We start from the raw sequence: 15986 nt of genomic DNA on the forward strand, positions 1-15986 counted from the left end.
TAATGCTCACTCAAAATAAAGGGCTTTTTATTGTGATATAATCCAGAATGGGCCGCCCGCTTCGGCGCTTTTATGAGCCTCGTTCAGTATGATGGATAAATCCCACGCCTGTTCGCTTCGTTTTTTGCTGGCCGGGTCCGCCACCAAGATTTTTCCCCCAGCGGTCACGCCCCTGAGTACGATAAAATGCCCGCTGGACGTAAAATGCCCCTTTCCCATCAGTGCGACCACCAGCTTACCGGAGGACAGTGCATCAACGATTTTTTGCGGTTCTTTTGCCGAGCAGCCTTCCACCTGCAAGCCAAAGGCCTTCGCTGCGCCTGGAATAAGGGAATGATAGGAACCGCCGCCGGGAGCCCAATATCCGTTATCATAAGACCATTCTGCCATTTCCACCGGGTCAACCGTTTTATCCGACAGGCTGGATATTACCATAGCCATTGCGGAGGGACCGCAGCCATACCCACCGATGTTGTCTGTCCCGTAAGACTTGTCTCTGAACCGTTCGTCTCTCTGGTTGTAGTACACCACCGGCGTGGCGCCATCGGTGAAGGTCACACCCTCATAGGATGTTACTCCGCTTTCATAACCCGTTGCTGCAAGATACTGGTACATCCCGTAGTCGTTTTGCAGCCGCTCTACCTCGGTAATGGCTCGGCTATCGAAAAACTCACCCAAGAATTCCAGCGGGTGGGTAAGAATATAAACGAAGGCCGTCAGGATGAGAACTACACACAGCAAGGGTGTAAGAATAATAATCAGCAGCCTTTTTCTTGCTTCCTCATCGGATGCAAGCTTTAAGGCCACCTGGGCAAGAAGCTTTACCGTTGCCAGATTAATTACCATAAAACCTTATCACCTCCATTTAAAAGGCGCTCCTGTCAGCAGGAGCGCCTTTACGGTTCATTGGGCTGTGTCGCTAGTCTTTATTAGAATCAGTTCGCACTTCAAAGGTATTGGGGTCAATCAGAATCACAGTCTTTCCCAGGGTGCGGGCAAAAGAAAGGATGTTGCCCGCGCCGCCGGGTTTGCCGTTCCATACCGCAAGCACATAATTACTTTGCTTGACCATGTATTCCTTTTTTTTTGATGCAATCCTTAGAATAATGACGCTGCAAAAGGGTTTCCTTATCGCATCGTTCCACAATAGAAAAGTACCTGTCACGCTGCGCTATCGTCCATTTTGCCGCCTGATCCTCACAGGGAATAACGCACTCCAGGGTAATTTTGGGATAGTCTCTTTTGAGGTCAAGGACAATCTCTGCGGCAAACTGGCCGACCCCTAAATCAACACCGCTGATGAAATGAGTAACTCCCAAAGCTTCAATCAAATAGACCTCCTGTTCCTTCAGTACCTGCTTCAACCGCAGGCAACCGGCGTTTTCTTCGTCAAACCCAATGGGAAGGCTTTGAGGGCGGGGTCCCGCAAAGCAGCAGGCAGGCCTTATATTGGCTTCTTTAAATAGCAACGTCATTTTATACAACCACCTTTCTCATAATAATAAGGAATTAAGGCATATATCTTCTTACATTATATGGATTACATTTCCCTATGTCAATAGAAACATATGCTGTAATTCCGTATAATGAACCGATGTATTGTCTATAATCATATATACAAGGTGGTGAATTGTAATGTATGAGGATTTGTTTTACGAAAGATTAACCAGGCTCCGCACACAAAAAGGGGTTTCCGCAAGGGATATGAGCCTGTCTTTAGGTCAAAGCGAAAGCTATATCAATAAAATTGAGAACAAAAAGTCGCTGCCGTCCATGACAGGATTTTTTTATATCTGTGAATATCTGAATGTCCCTCCCAAGGATTTCTTTGATGACGAAGTAAGCTTTCCGACAAAATTAAATGACTTAATTGATGAGTTAAAGAAGCTAAACGATGGCCAGTTGGAGCATCTTCTGGCTATCATTAAGGACTTAAAGACAAAGTGAGAAAAGCAGGCTGCATGAGATTACAGCCTGCTTCTTTTTTATCTTCCTCCAGCATTACCCATATAGTCAAACTTGTATTCAGGTATCTCAAAATTGACGTGCAGACGCTTGGAACCGATCACAAATAAGGCGTGGCCTCGTTTCTTGCTTTCCAGCAATTCTTCCTCCGCTTCGGTAAGATTGTAAAGTTCCTTTGTTTCCTGCAAATTCTTTCCATCCGTACCCATAATGATTTTGATACAGGGGATGTCCAGCAGGGCCTGCCCATACATCTTGATTTCAGGGGAAAGAAAATCCACGACACTGTGGGAGATGATGATTAGTCCTGCTTCATATTTTCTGGCCCGTTTTTCCACATTGCGCAAAAACACAAGGCTCTGTGGTACCTGGGGGTCGATCATCAGGTAGGCCTCATCGCAAATGAGCAATACACGCTCGGTCCTGTCTTTGGACATTTGCTCCCAGCACCAGGTCAACAGGTTGAAGTATTGCGTCCTTTTGATGTTTTCGCTGGTGTTTTGCAGGGAATGGGTGTCCAAACAAATGCAGCGGGAATGGGTTTCCACAGCAGTGTGGCCGTTCCACAAAAAGCTGTCGCTGCCGTTGGCTACATCATAGAGTAACAAGGCCAGGTCACGATAGACGGGATTGTTGCTGTCCTTCTCCGCTTTTTCGGAAATCAGCTTGTGCAGATCACTGAAGGTGGGAAACTGTGTGTTGGACAGAGTGATGATATCCGTGTTCCAATAGATGCCGAACCGGTTGTAAAGCTCGATGACGCTCTGTTTCAGGATGGCCTTCTGCATGTCCGTGAGGCTGGGCAGGTAGAGATTGAAGAAGATTTCCAGATTCTTAACATGGAGCGCCATGTCCGACATGCCGTTGCCCTCATCCCGGTACAGCTTGCCGCCCTTTTCGTCCGGCTCATCCTCGCTGTCCCTGGGCGCAGGCCGGATTTGCAGGGGATTGATTTTGCCGTTGGCTCCACCCCCCGCGTTAATCCAGTCGCCGTTCAAATTCAGGCACAGGTCCCGGTATTCCGATTCGGGGTCGATGAAAATCAGCTTGGTACCTTTCATGTATTCCGCTAAAGCGATATGCTTGACGGCGGTGGATTTACCCACGCCGGCCACGCCCATAAAGACCATATTTGAATTGGTGCGGTCATTGCCGCGCTTCCAGGTGTCTACTATTATCAATCCGCCGTTGTTGTCCTTCGCAAAATAGTACCCGGTGCCGTCATTAAAGCCGCTGGAGGCAAACGGAAATCCGCCCACAAAGGTGCTCATGGGAATGATCCTCTGTACAATGCTCTCCACAACCGGATTGGAGGGATAGGTCGGGGATATGGTCTGCAAGCCCTCTTTTTGCAGGTTGGCAAGGGTTCTGACCTTGCATTTCATGACATTGACAACACTCTCTACTCTTCGGCACCCCTTGACAAAGCTTTTTTCGTCATGGGCCACCGGCATGATGACAAGGCTCATCAAGGCCACAGTTTCGCCGTTTTGGTCGATCTGGAGCATGATCCGCTCCCCGTCCTCTGCGGCTTTTTCGCTTCTCTGCCGGGTCAAGGGGTCCTTGGCACCGTCGGCGGTAGCCCGGTTTTGAATAATGCTCTTGGAAATGGCTGAAATCAAAGCACTGTTGTCCACCGGCTGGATGCCGATAGAAACAAGAGTCCCCGGCATGTTGGTGATTTTACTCAGCCAACCCGTATCCACCTTTTGCGGATAGCGAACAACGCCGTAAATCTTTCCCGTGCTTTCACCGACCACCAGGCTGTTTCTCTTGATTTCAAGCCCCATCGGAGAAATGACGTTTAACAGGGCCTCATTAACCGGTACAAACTCGGTCTTTTTTCTTGAGATTCCTATCAAAATACCACACCTCCGCCTAAAATGGGAATTGAAGGCGTAAAGTCCGTGTCCTCCAGGTGCATGTAGGCGGGGTTGTTGATGAGGTTGCAAAGCCGTACAATATTCTGCTGTTCCAGGATTTCGCAACCAATCCCACAGTCGTCGAGGTTTCCCGCAAAATCCTTGGCCTTCACCAGCAACTCCTTTTCTGCGCCCTCGACGGCTTTTTCCCAGAGAACGATGTAAAATTGTCGCTCCACCACCTCGCCGGACAGGGCAAAGGTGGTCATCTCCAGGATTTCCTGTTTGAGAAGTTCTTTTTGCTTGGGGTCGGAGGTGGCAAGCGCCGCCGACAGCTCGGAGATCAGGGGCGTAATGTCCACCGGACGGGATACGGCAAGAAATTTAAAGGGGTGCTGTATGCCGGACATATTCGCTGTGAGCTGCTTGATCAACTGCTGTTTTTCGCCCTTGCTGAACAGGTCGATGGTGATGGGGTTTATTTTTAGATAACAGAGGACAAGCTGGTCTCTTGTGTAGAGATATTTGCCTTTGATGTCCTTGACGTTGACAAACTCATTGGCTGTCTTTTGCTGGCCGTCCGCTGCCGCAACCTGTTTTTTCCTTTTGTCCGACAGCTTGATGAAAAGAAAAGCGCCGCCCCCCAGGGCAACGCACACCATAATCATAATGATTGGGAAAATCAAGCCATTTCCACCTCGCTTTCTTCGATTTCCTGAATGCCTTCGCAATCTACAGATTTGAATATGCTTCTATGCCCCAGGCATAACCACCTCCAGATAAAAAAAGAGCTGCACCCGTTTAGGTACAGCCCCGAAAGCCCTGCTTAATTATAGCTCTATTTCATCTTCGTCCTCATCTTCGTCATTATAAAGAGCCTTCAAGAAGTCGTCACTGCTATTGTAAGATTTAACGCTGTCGTACCTTTAGAAGAACCAGCTACTACTGATCAACCAGCAAAATAGTCCGGTTTAATGACAACACCCTCCTACGCTTACAACGTGGGAGGGCATCTTTCTTCATTTTGATTGTATACATGCTTTGTTTAAATGGCACTTAACACTATTGAAGATTTGCCGGAATTTCTATCAATAGGGAACGATCCGTTTCTACTGCTAATACTCGCTCATTGTACTTTTCTAAGAGGTTACGCCAGCCATGGGATAATGAATTCCTACCAAATTCGTTCATTTCTTCTATGTTTTGCCCAACAAATGCTTCTATTGCATATAGACCAATACGATTCAATATCCCTTTCATTTCTGCCATTTGTTTTGCTGCTTGAATTTTAGAATCAGTTACTAACAAAATTGCTCTGAAATTGTTTCGCAAGTTTTGGTCACATTTCTCGACAACTGCTGGCATAGGAGCCACAGTCACATGAAACACCGTATCCCCAACAACAAAATCTCCTGGTCTACCTAACTGAATATCAGCAGTTGTATATGAATGGTTTTCAATTTCCATATGGGGATAACGCAAGGCAAGTTTTGCTCCTACAATATGCTGGGCAACGGCTCCAGCAACTCCTTTTTCATTTGCTGCATCTAGAATGTCTGCAACAATTTGTTGTCCAGATCGGTCTAAAGAAATTTCAACTTCAATTTTTCTCCGCTCAAAATATTCTCTTACTCGTTGAACCAACCATCGTTGAAGACTTTCCATAACATCCTGTCGTTCAGAATTGGAAAGCCTAGAGAGAACTTCAAGTGAATTCAATCGCCTGACCAATTCTTCTGCAGAGGTTCTGGTTCCTCTTGTTGTCCTACCACCTTCCCGAGCATATTCGCGTGTTTCACCAAATCTCAGCAAAAGAGCCTTTATAGTTGGCCCCCCGGTTTTACGAACTTGATTCTTCTCTGTTATGTAATCTCCTAACGACAGAGGAAAAGTGTCCTTTATTAGCTCAGTAATAGCAAGTCCAGCACAAACTACATAACGTTTTGGTTCCTGATCTGGGCTCGGTTTTTGACTCTCATACCAAGACCTGAGTGCTTCTAAAGCCACTTCCATATGAGAATTTGTCGTATTCAACCTGTTCTCCACCTTTCTACAAGTCGTTGCGTAGTACGATACGAAGCAATAACATCCTGTCTCTCGATTATTTGACTACCTCCGCGAGCAAGACTTCCTAATGCATTACATGCTGACTGTAATGGTTCAAGTAATTGTCGTGACAACCAAGATACGACTGGTACAACGAGACCATCACCCATAGCTTCATAGGCATGGTTGTAAGCATCTGGTAACCAAAACGTGTCTTCGACCCCCATTAGCCTTGCTGCCTCCCGAGGTGAAAGTAAACGTGTACGAATTACCCCATTCTCAACAACGACAACAGTTTGTCTACTTGAACCTCCTCTGGGTGTCCGTAGACATCCCGCGATACCGTCAAAACGAACCTCAGCTCGCTGTACCCCTTGCCTAATACGTTTATAAAGAAAGCCGACTTGAACACCACCAGCTAAACGTGCAGCTTCAACTTTATTACGATTTCGATCCGTCATCATCGAGAGCAATCGTTGCGTTTCTTCATCCGAATTCCATGATACCCCGGTTGGTTCACGTTCGATAATTTCGGTGATATTTGGTATATAATTGTTCTCTGGAACTGGTACATTCCACCATCTCCATACAGCTTGAAGATGTGCTGGTAACATTGATTTTGCCTTTAATAAAGCTTCCGGGAACCAAATTGAGTTTGCAGCTCCGTTAATTGTAAAGTTGTCAACAGGAACAGTTAGATCTACAGCAACAAGAAATACTCTTTGGCGAGATTGAGGCACAAAGTGTGATGCGTCAATTACCAATGCTCCAAACTGCATTCCTAATGAAAGCAAAGATTCACATAGACCTTCAAAATCACCGCTGTGAATCAACCCAACCACATTCTCAATAACTATTAGTGGTGGTCTATTACCCAACTGTAAAAGACAAAACATATGGTTCCAGAAAGGCCAAAATGCTCCACTTCGACGTGCTAGCATTCCACTTCGCCAACCGGCTAGAGATAGGTCTTGACAAGGGAAAGAAGCCCAAGCCATATCAGCATTTATCGGAATGTTTGATACGTCAGCAACATCTCCAAGTACAAAATGACTTGTTTCGTGGTTCATTCGATAGATTTCTGCTTTTTTGGAGCTGATGTCATTAGCCCAAATACATTCCCAATTATGGCCTAATCCCAATTTGGCTAAGCCTACTCCGGCAAAGAATTCAAGAAATTTATATTTTTGCCGAATCAAATAAAAACCCCCATTTGCGAAATTTTATATCATTTTCTTGCCAAGAAACCCTAATTGTTTTTATTATAGCATAGTAGTTAAACGTAGCAATTTTTTTGTATGAGGTGTACATAAGATGTAGGGCCGATTGTCCGAATCTAATTCCACTAAACCACTCCCATTCTTAATTCTCTGTACAACTAACTTGATAAGAAAAAGCCATTCTAACCCATGTGCTTGAATTATTACAAAAAATCCTATTTCTTATAATCCGAGTCTTTTGACCTCAAGGTTATGTCTAGATTTCATAGACTCCAATATAACTTTTCCATTCTTGTCGGGGTAACCAATTGATCTGTTCAATAACATATCAATAGAACTATTGGGGTCATGAAACAATAAACTGTATTTACCACATAGTTCTGGTTCCCGTGTTTTTTCTGCATATACAACACGAATTAAAGTATGCCAATCAGCAATTTTTGCAGAGAGAAACTTTACATCTTCCTTTTTTGATACTGGTAATTCTAAGAGTTCTCCATTTAGGCTTTTGTCGAAAATCGTTATATCTACAATAAAATAGAATACCGATAAGCTAACTCTTGAAACGAAATCGTCATAATTAACCCCTCTTGGCAAAACAAAGAAGTCAATTCTCACGTTACATTCTTTATTTACCTCTACGACAAAATTGTCTTCTCTATTTGAAATTGTTGGGATATATGATAGCTCCATATTAGCTGGGATATAACAACTACAAATTGGAAATAGAAAAACATTTTTCTTCTGAACTACCCCCGCATGACGAGGGCACCAAACTTTATTCTTATTATCCTTGAAATTAATGACCGGTAGTTTTATTCGCTCTTCACTTTCGTCATAGAAACCGTGCCATGATACAGCGCTAATATGTCTATCACAGTAAATTCGGCCTTGTTTTGTTTGTAAACATGCGATATCAAAATATGTGTTTTTAGCTGCATCAAATAATATATCTACCTCACCCATATGTGAATTGTATCGTTTATGAGTTTCCTTTAACTTAATTCTCAAAATCTTATGACCATTTTTACTAATGATAATGAACTTATTGTGTTTTTCCAATAAATTTAATCTCCCCTTACCGAGCCAACTTATTGCCTTCCATGTTATTAATTGAGACTCTAGGTTATCATCCAATACGTTCATCAACATATTTCTTGAGAACCTCTATAAACTTCTTCCATGCGGGTGGATATTCATTGCTTCCAGATTTATAAATTTCATGCCCTTCGGGAAGCCCAATTTCAATATGCCACTGCGTCCCGTCTAAAATCGTACTATTAAAATAGTTATTATTCCAGTATTCAACTTCACAAGCGGCAATCTCATCAATCAAGTTATACCATTGTTCATTTGACAACTCTTTTTCAGTTAGAACGACATCTTCCATAGCATAATACTCGGAAGGGATTTCATTTTTCAAGTCCAATAGATTATATCCATTGGATGTTTGTCCGTATCTAAGCCACTTCTTCTCACGTCTGCCGTCTATGTAAACATGGTACGATGTACCGAAATAACCGCCAACATAAAAGTCAAAGGAACACATATTTTTTAGTTCAGAGTTATTACCACCAAACCGTTGTCCGCAATTCTTACAAGCTCGGTTTGGACTGTTAGGAGAGATACAGCACCCGCCAAGCACAATTTCCCTACGCTGCTCATCCCGATAAGCCTCTTGATTCGGCATACCGTATAATAACTTAACAGTATCTGTAGACCCGCAAGCAGGGCATTTGCGTTTTACCATAATATCTTATGACCTCCGGCGACTTTTTTCTATGTCAATTGCAGTTCAATTTGCGTTTAGTCCAAACGCTCTGCTCCCGAGTTTATCTTTATATAGATTTTCATAGTCTATAACTTCCGCATTAGTCAACGTCTTAGACAATGTTCTTAGAATTGTAAACTGGAATTTGCTGTATCTGTCTATTGGCAAAGCCATTAACAGTTTATTACCGCCGTGCCCATTTCTTGCGTATTCCTTAAAACGGCCAAGAATCCCTTCATTTCCATAAGCAGAACCAACATATTGTTTGCCATCCTCGGTGTCAACAATTAGATAAACACCGGCAACCGATGAAAGCATTATGTGCCACATCCGATTTGCATCAGGATTTTCAACTATCTTCTTCAAGCTATTGTAATCTAACACAAAATCCTCAAAGCCAGGAAAACTGTCATAGCAGCCTTTGGGGAGGATCTCTATTACTTCCTTTGGTTTCTTATCATTAAGCCACTGATACCAACTTCTTGTGGCACCACCCCATTCTATAACAAGGCGTTCAATTAGGTCTGAAAGAAAATCTGTTCTTCTTAGTTCATAGAAGTACCACCCTGCTTCCCAAAAGTCGGTATAAATCTGATCAGGTAGTTGCCTTGGTTGGGATACTGCAATTACTTGAAATATACCAATAAACTTTGCTTGAGTACGATCATGCCCGAGAAAAGTGACGATATAATCACAATCACCAAAAACATTCTTGCTCTGACAGCTTTGATAATGTTCCAATCGCCCTTCCCTATAGAGCCTGTCTGTATCAAAACCACTGTCTTGATGTCTTACAAGCTTTATCTTTTTATCTATATCTAACCCACTCATCTTTAAAAGGTCGTTTAATGTCAACTTTTTCTACACCTGCCAATCACGATAAGCCGTATGCTCACTGGAATGTATGTTCTTGACGAGACCCGAAGATTAACAGTATTTCTTACGAAGAGGAAAAATTAGATTATACCTGGCCGATGTCGTCGAGTAATCCGCTTTCTAATACCTCGACCAAACTCGGTATATTCTCCGACCATGCCGAGAATTGCTGGACAATCCAAAATGACATTATCATCCACGTGTGTGGATAACCTAATCTTTGTACTATTATCAAGATATGTGATATAGCCATTTAGCCATAATCTATAATTGCCTAAAGTAAGTTCAATAGTGTTTGTCCCAATCCACCTATGCTCTCTATCAGACTTCCTTTCAAGCTTTGCAATTGTCAAGACCAAACCGACTCTATAATTATGACTTAACCAAAACTCAGAGCGACCTTCCACCGATTTAATATCTTGTTTACTGAATTCGTATAGTTTATCATTTATAACCTCATCTTTCGTATCATGCGGATGTGTGTGAAAATCTCCGAGGAAATCATATTGAGGCCAAAACGATGTCAATATATCCCTTTTTAATTCTAGTGTGGCATCCACCGGATCACATGACACATCTTTTCTTTCTGCAGATGTATCAATGGATAACAGTTCTACACAATACAATGTTTTTTCATCAGGGAGTTTAATCTCGTGTCCCCAAAGAAGGCCAAAAGTTTCTACCCCTCTTCTTCGATATTCTCCCCCTTTATGGGCGATGCTGTATGCTTCCAACCCGCTTAGACACATCTGTATCAGAACATCTTCGGATATCCGGATTACATACCCTTTTGGATTATACTCTTCCAACTTTGAATACTCCCCTCTTGGTTTTATAATTCAACAGTTTCCTGAATATTCCTCCCAAAATAAAGTTCCATTTGTTAACTATGTTTTAAGTAACAAAACTAAAATTCCCAAATAATGGGTTCGGGTGTAAAATCTTTTCCCTCCTCGACGATTTCAAATACATCAGCCTTACACCCTAACAGTGCTGATAAGAGTATAAGTCCTCGTACTTGATTTTCCCGCAATTTATCGTGGGAGTCTAGTCTTTTTGATTCGGCAAACCGAATTTCGGAGTAATCCGGCCTATATATTAGCAAATCTGGTTCCTCTATATTTTTAAAAGCCCTATATAAAGTTCTTGCACTCTCATATTTTTCCTTACCAAAATTCCCGATCAAAATTTCCTCCGCCAATGGATATTTTTCAGGTCTATTTCCTCCAAAAACGTTAAAATCATGATGAATCCACTTATATCCTAGAGAAGAAAAGTGTTGTCCCACGATAAATTCCCCGAAACCGTAGGAGTTCGGCAACTTAAGACAGTACGGATCAAGGCATTGCTCCCTTTCTCCATTTACCCATTTGTTAAATTCCTCTTTAGTGTAAGTTAGAACATATAACGGAAATGAAATCTGAATACTCATACTAGCTCCTCCTAAGAATTCTTGTTTAACTCAGCAACCTCTTCTTTTACTTCACGTAATATTTCTTCATCGTAAATATCTGCGGAAATCCTTCCATATTTCTGGTACATTCTAATCATGAAAAGCCGACCAAAGTCATCACCACTAAACCTAATATCAGTTTCATTATATTTGCCCTGTGATTGAAGTTCAAAATACCGTTTAGTATGTTAATCAATAGCCCATGTCGGAGTAAGCTCAATCCCTTGCTGGGTGAATCTTCGAATAGCCTTATTAATAGTAAGTTCATACTCCAATCCCTGTTCAACCTCCCAGAATTTCTTTAATTTACAGCACCAATAAAGAACTTGCCAAAGCATATTATCATTGCCAACTTCCATCAGATACGTCTGATAAACTGTATTGGCCAAAACAATCAGCTCCGGTTCAATACAATCCTCAGCAGCAAAAATGGCTAATCTTTTTGCTAAATATTTTCCGCTCATGTTATTTTCCTGTAACACTATGAACCAATAAGAAGCTTCCTCAAAATTCGCAAACCTCATTGACTTAATCAAAGCACTTACTGCTTCGTCCTTAATAAACACACTTATAAGACCTCCTCCTGATGTCTTCTTTTGTAATTCTCTACCAACATTATAATCCCTGCGATGGACATAACTTTGAAATCTCGGTTATTGTTAGGCAACTTAATAAAAAAAACTAGAGCATGATACATTCTGGCTTGCCTTGATGTGATTTTTCAATTGATATTTCCCAACAGTTCGGGATATAATAGAACAAATGTTCTTTTCATGTTCAAAGGGGAAGAATAATGAAAGTTCTTATGAAACCAATAGAAATGATAGCTTGGTTCGATTTGGATGGTCCTCGGCCAATTCGATTCCGGGTAAATGGAGAGGTTTATAAGGTTCATCAAGTGTCCAATATTTCTGAAGTAAAGCTGGCTGGTAACAGAATGAAGATCTTCCGTTGCCAGAGTGAGATTGGTGGACAGCCAACAATCTTCTTCAAATAGAATTCCGCATAAATTAGTTGACTTATTTTCAACTTTGTTATATTATCGTCATAAAGGTTGAATAATAATAAAGAGGTAAAGAACATTGACAGATTTTAATGCGATACATGGCCAAAGAAATTTTTTTGAACAACTTTTTGTTCGAAGTGATCTAAGTAAAGCAGATTATAAAATTATTCTTTATTTGTTATGTGTTTTAGATGTTGAAAATTATAAGGCAATTTCTCAAAAGAATATTTCGGAACTGATATTTTTAGACAAAAGCATCGTATCCAAAAGTATAAAGAATCTAATAAATATTGGTATAATTGAGAAATCGGATGACAAGTATATTTCGGGCTATCGTTTTTCACTAGAGTTTAGAGGCGAAAAATTTGCTCAAGATAAAAATGCATTAATTCAAAAGTATTTCAATGATATATAATCATTATTTATTAATTATTAATTTATTAAATGTAAGGAGGTAAAGGATTGATGTCTTTCGAAATTTTTGATGGAGTTAATGCAACTCTGGACAGAGAAGTAAGTGATTTCATGCGTGAAAATGATTGTGATATTGAAGACGCATGCAATGCTCTGGGAATTAACTATACCGAAGCTTATGACTATCACTTTAGTAATGATAATTAATTGTAGGATTATGGAGGGAGAAATGTATATGTTTGACCCTAAAATAAATCTTGATTTAGACCATTTGGATGATAAAACTATAAGCAATATTTACGAGGATAGTGTATTCACAAGGGATTGGGATACTGTTTCAGATATTGAAGATTATGTAAGGGGTAATGACAAGTGGGATATCCTGAATGATGATTGATTAGATTACCGGAAGCTTTTTATAGCTTCCTTTTTTTATCAACATTCTAGCCCCCCCCCTTTGATTCACCGTAAGGGGGTAAAATAAAAAAGACAAGTGCCGGAATACTGATAGAACTTGCCTTTTATGCTTCAGCTCTAACCCATTTTATCTCAGGATCTTTGGCAAAAAATCATAACCACCTCCAGATAAAAGAAGAGCTGCACCCGTTTAGGTACAGCCCCGAAAGCCCTGCTTATTATAGCTCCATTTCGTCTTCGTCCTCATCTTCGTCATTAAAAAGAGCCTTCAAGAAGTCGTCACTGCTATTGTAAGATTTAACGCTGACATAGCTCGTGTCCTCGACCTCTTGGACTGTATATAATTCCGGCTCCCAAAATCGTCTCATGTATTTTTCGATTTGTTCATCCGTAAGAGAAGCTTCTTCACCTGTTCCATCTTCACGGCAGATGATAAAAGTCCCCGCCACAATATCACCGTTATCCAGCTTGCGATTTCCTGGAAGCCCCAACAGCTTGCCTTCCTCATTGCAGTAGAAGAAGGTGTCCCTGTCAAGTCCGACATACTGTATATTTCCGCTCACCATCTCCTGCAAGGACCGGAGATTGTTTTCAATTTCAGCAACATAAGGCGGCTTTTCAGGCTCTACAATCAAAACGCGCAGCTTTTTTAAATCCGTTTCGTTTTCTATAAGTTCATTCACAGTCTTTGCCATATAGTCCTGTAATGAAATGGAAGGTACGGAAAGAAAATTTAAACTATCTTCAATTTCAATGAATGTCTTCCCGTTAAAATCGCAAGGCTCCTTGCTGATAACCGTTCCAAAGTGGTTTACAAGGACTGCGTTTTCCAGCGTACACGCCGTACCGTCGTCGCCATGTCTTAAATCGTAGCAATACAGTCCTTCCGGCAGGGTTTCTCTGTCGATTCGGAGAAACGTGATCAGCATTGTTTTATCTAGGATTTCAATCAAGTCATAGTCAAGCTGATTTGCCTTTTCTTTCATAAAGCAGTCTCCTTTCACGCTTCTATGGTGCAAGTGGCGCAAGGTGCCAATCGTCATAGAGTGAGCCGGAAATGCTCACATCATCCCTTATGCTGATTGACAGCATACCGGCAGGGGTCCAGGCGTCCTGAATGTAGGTATCCACTGTGTATTGTCCGTTGGGATACCAAATCGGGAGAAAATGCACCCTGCGGTTGTAGGTGGAATACCTGTTTGTCTTAAACTGAAACTGCGTGGAGTATCCGTTTGCCGTCCGGTCCAACAAGCGCCAGTAATCCTTGTAATGGAATTCGGGAAAATAGGCGGTCGCCGTCTGCGCACCCGTCACATGAGAGGAGGGCGCGTTGGTTGTAAACTGCGCATTGACGGTGGTTTTTACTCCATAGCCCGATTTCATAGTGCTGCCGCTGGCGGTGGGCACTTTATCATCCGGCAAAAGGCTCATGCTGCCGGAAAGGGATGCGGAATAGTTGTCTCTGAAAAAATCATACCAGCCGTGGTCCTCCCACCAGCCATGATCTTCCCAGCTTCCATCCTCACCGCCAACCCACACCCAATGGGATATCCAGACCCAATAGGGATGCCACTGCGCCCACCAAACCCCCCAGGAGGCCGAGGCTTTCACTGCCCTTGACGGAATACCGACTGTCGAAAAACCGTCATTTCTGTCCGTTGCCGTCGGATTCGGCGGTTCATTTTCGTCCAGACGGATAATCTTTACATGAATTGACGTTTGGCTTAATGTGCCTTTTGTACTGCTTACCGTAATGGTGATTTCCTCAGGGCTGGAGGGTGTGTGCCATTTGCACCACACAAGCTGGCTTTCGCCTGCGGGTATGACGATATTGCTGACGGTGTACGTACTGCCCTTGATCCTGAAAGTCACTTTTGCAGGACTGTCGGGATTAATTTCCCTGGAAGCGTAGAGCGTGACCGGAGTGATTACGTCCGTATCAACCCTGTATTCGTAATCGTAATCCGTTTCAGGGGGCGGCGTTGCGGGCTGGCCGGCAAATCTCACAATGCCAAGTCCCAACTCGGCTATAATGGTATCGTTGGACTGGCTTTGGTCCGTTGCGCCGGAATAGGCGACAAAGCCCAAATCAAGGGTTTCCAGGAACATGGCGAAGGGCAGGTTTTTATGGGTCAGAGAACCCATTTTGGAACCCAGACCACCGCTTAGCAAATTGTCGTACATGGCGGCTTCCGTTGCGGTCATGGCTACTTTCTGCCCTTGAAAAACGAGATAGACGATAGGCTCCAAAAAGAGCTTACAATTCCCATTTATAAGTGTCTCATATTCCATGCCTGTTTCATTCGCTATTAACTGTACCGCAAATTCGGAACAAAAATATGCTTTAATTGCGTCAATATTCGCACTACCATCTGCGCTGACAATTCTCGGCATGGTTTGCGGTGGGTTAATATAATCATACGAGTTTGTATCAACAGACAATGATGTCCCATTTCGGTATTGGATTTTACTGACCTTTCCAAAATGATACTGAACTGTTGGCGTTATATTGGTAATGTCAATAGATACTGTCACAGGCAAACACGTATTCGCATTGACAACTGTTACACGAACTCCATCATTACCGCCGTTCCAATAGTTTTCACCGCTTCCTTCTCCAATACCGCCGCCACCTCCATCAATATTGCCACTACCGCCCGTATCAGCAAGAGCGGCCATCGGCGAAAAGCAGAAAAGCAGCACAAGGCAAAGCATGAAGGGGATAATTCTTTTCAAATGAACACCTCCAGTCAAAATAAAAAGGAGTACGGCTTTTACACCATACTCCAAACCTAAAATGCTTTATTCTATTGGTTTTTCATCAATCCATGATTCCCACCTGTTTATTGATGTCCCCATCGGATTTACCAACTTTCCCCTGACTACCGCCGCCTTCATCCTTCACCCATCCAAAGCCGGGGATATATACCTGGCCGTCCTTTTTGTCCCCGCTTTT

The 15986-nt window shown here is 42.5% G+C and carries 20 protein-coding genes; 5 read left to right on the plus strand and 15 right to left on the minus strand.

The window, feature by feature from the left end:
- Window positions 1-27 precede the first annotated feature (27 nt).
- Both DOT_RS23885 and DOT_RS23890 read right to left on the minus strand, forming a co-directional pair.
- On the minus strand, window positions 28-846 hold the full coding sequence (locus DOT_RS23885) for a C39 family peptidase (RefSeq protein WP_040413389.1): 819 nt from the start codon (window positions 844-846) through the stop codon (window positions 28-30).
- A 209-nt stretch (window positions 847-1055) separates the two neighbouring features.
- Window positions 1056-1475: an SLOG family protein gene (locus tag DOT_RS23890; RefSeq protein ID WP_009624139.1), complete on the minus strand. Its 420-nt coding sequence runs from the start codon at window positions 1473-1475 to the stop codon at window positions 1056-1058.
- A 160-nt stretch (window positions 1476-1635) separates the two neighbouring features.
- Between DOT_RS23890 and DOT_RS23895 the strand changes: the two genes are divergently transcribed.
- Complete coding sequence (locus DOT_RS23895; protein WP_009624140.1) at window positions 1636-1947, plus strand: helix-turn-helix transcriptional regulator; 312 nt, start codon at window positions 1636-1638, stop codon at window positions 1945-1947.
- A 38-nt stretch (window positions 1948-1985) separates the two neighbouring features.
- Here DOT_RS23895 and DOT_RS23900 read toward each other — a convergent pair whose 3' ends face one another.
- From DOT_RS23900 to DOT_RS23945, 10 genes are all read right to left on the minus strand, one after another.
- Complete coding sequence (locus DOT_RS23900; protein ID WP_009624141.1) at window positions 1986-3827, minus strand: hypothetical protein; 1842 nt, start codon at window positions 3825-3827, stop codon at window positions 1986-1988.
- Window positions 3824-4513, minus strand: coding sequence for a hypothetical protein (locus DOT_RS23905; protein WP_009624142.1), 690 nt, complete (start codon window positions 4511-4513; stop codon window positions 3824-3826). Before DOT_RS23905 ends, DOT_RS23900 begins: the two co-directional genes overlap by 4 nt.
- 376 nt (window positions 4514-4889) lie before the next feature.
- Entirely contained in the window at window positions 4890-5861 is a 972-nt protein-coding gene (locus DOT_RS23910) for a DUF4928 family protein (RefSeq protein ID WP_009624143.1), read from the minus strand.
- Window positions 5858-7072, minus strand: coding sequence for a DNA cytosine methyltransferase (locus DOT_RS23915; protein WP_009624144.1), 1215 nt, complete (start codon window positions 7070-7072; stop codon window positions 5858-5860). The genes DOT_RS23910 and DOT_RS23915 overlap by 4 nt, the downstream gene beginning before the upstream one ends.
- Before the next feature lie 243 nt (window positions 7073-7315).
- A complete protein-coding gene (locus DOT_RS23920; RefSeq protein WP_009624145.1) occupies window positions 7316-8155 on the minus strand; it encodes a hypothetical protein in 840 nt (279 codons plus the stop codon).
- A 67-nt stretch (window positions 8156-8222) separates the two neighbouring features.
- Window positions 8223-8843 (minus strand): hypothetical protein, encoded by a 621-nt coding sequence (locus DOT_RS23925; RefSeq protein ID WP_009624146.1) that lies wholly within the window; start codon window positions 8841-8843, stop codon window positions 8223-8225.
- A gap of 45 nt (window positions 8844-8888) precedes the next feature.
- A complete protein-coding gene (locus DOT_RS23930; protein WP_009624147.1) occupies window positions 8889-9719 on the minus strand; it encodes a GIY-YIG nuclease family protein in 831 nt (276 codons plus the stop codon).
- Window positions 9720-9820: 101 nt separating this feature from the next.
- Complete coding sequence (locus tag DOT_RS23935) at window positions 9821-10549, minus strand: hypothetical protein (protein WP_009624148.1); 729 nt, start codon at window positions 10547-10549, stop codon at window positions 9821-9823.
- Window positions 10550-10647: 98 nt separating this feature from the next.
- The gene (locus DOT_RS23940) at window positions 10648-11172 is read right to left on the minus strand and encodes a hypothetical protein (RefSeq protein ID WP_009624149.1); all 525 of its coding nucleotides are present in this window, start codon (window positions 11170-11172) and stop codon (window positions 10648-10650) included.
- A 209-nt stretch (window positions 11173-11381) separates the two neighbouring features.
- Window positions 11382-11759 (minus strand): hypothetical protein, encoded by a 378-nt coding sequence (locus DOT_RS23945; protein ID WP_009624150.1) that lies wholly within the window; start codon window positions 11757-11759, stop codon window positions 11382-11384.
- Between the two features lie 227 nt (window positions 11760-11986).
- On the opposite strand from DOT_RS23945, the gene DOT_RS23950 reads away from it, so the two are divergent.
- The 4 genes from DOT_RS23950 (at window position 11987) to DOT_RS30820 (ending at window position 13010) form a co-directional block, all read left to right on the plus strand.
- Window positions 11987-12190 carry a hypothetical protein gene (locus DOT_RS23950; RefSeq protein ID WP_009624152.1) on the plus strand — a complete coding sequence of 68 codons (204 nt, stop codon included), beginning with the start codon at window positions 11987-11989 and terminating at the stop codon, window positions 12188-12190.
- 85 nt (window positions 12191-12275) lie between these two features.
- Window positions 12276-12614 carry a MarR family transcriptional regulator gene (locus DOT_RS23955; RefSeq protein ID WP_009624153.1) on the plus strand — a complete coding sequence of 113 codons (339 nt, stop codon included), beginning with the start codon at window positions 12276-12278 and terminating at the stop codon, window positions 12612-12614.
- A 50-nt stretch (window positions 12615-12664) separates the two neighbouring features.
- Window positions 12665-12820, plus strand: a complete 156-nt coding sequence (locus tag DOT_RS30815; protein ID WP_009624156.1) for a hypothetical protein — start codon at window positions 12665-12667, stop codon at window positions 12818-12820.
- Window positions 12821-12848: 28 nt separating this feature from the next.
- Window positions 12849-13010, plus strand: coding sequence for a hypothetical protein (locus DOT_RS30820; protein ID WP_009624157.1), 162 nt, complete (start codon window positions 12849-12851; stop codon window positions 13008-13010).
- A 238-nt stretch (window positions 13011-13248) separates the two neighbouring features.
- Here DOT_RS30820 and DOT_RS30825 read toward each other — a convergent pair whose 3' ends face one another.
- The 3 genes from DOT_RS30825 to DOT_RS32835 form a co-directional block, all read right to left on the minus strand.
- Window positions 13249-14016, minus strand: a complete 768-nt coding sequence (locus tag DOT_RS30825; protein WP_009624158.1) for an LPD28 domain-containing protein — start codon at window positions 14014-14016, stop codon at window positions 13249-13251.
- A gap of 22 nt (window positions 14017-14038) precedes the next feature.
- Window positions 14039-15766, minus strand: coding sequence for a hypothetical protein (locus tag DOT_RS23965; protein WP_009624159.1), 1728 nt, complete (start codon window positions 15764-15766; stop codon window positions 14039-14041).
- A gap of 85 nt (window positions 15767-15851) precedes the next feature.
- A partial coding sequence (locus DOT_RS32835; RefSeq protein WP_009624160.1) for a DUF6550 family protein occupies window positions 15852-15986 on the minus strand: 135 nt, incomplete at its 5' end.

Origin of the sequence: Desulfosporosinus sp. OT, assembly GCF_000224515.1 — a bacterium.
In the GTDB taxonomy this organism is placed as follows: domain Bacteria; phylum Bacillota; class Desulfitobacteriia; order Desulfitobacteriales; family Desulfitobacteriaceae; genus Desulfosporosinus.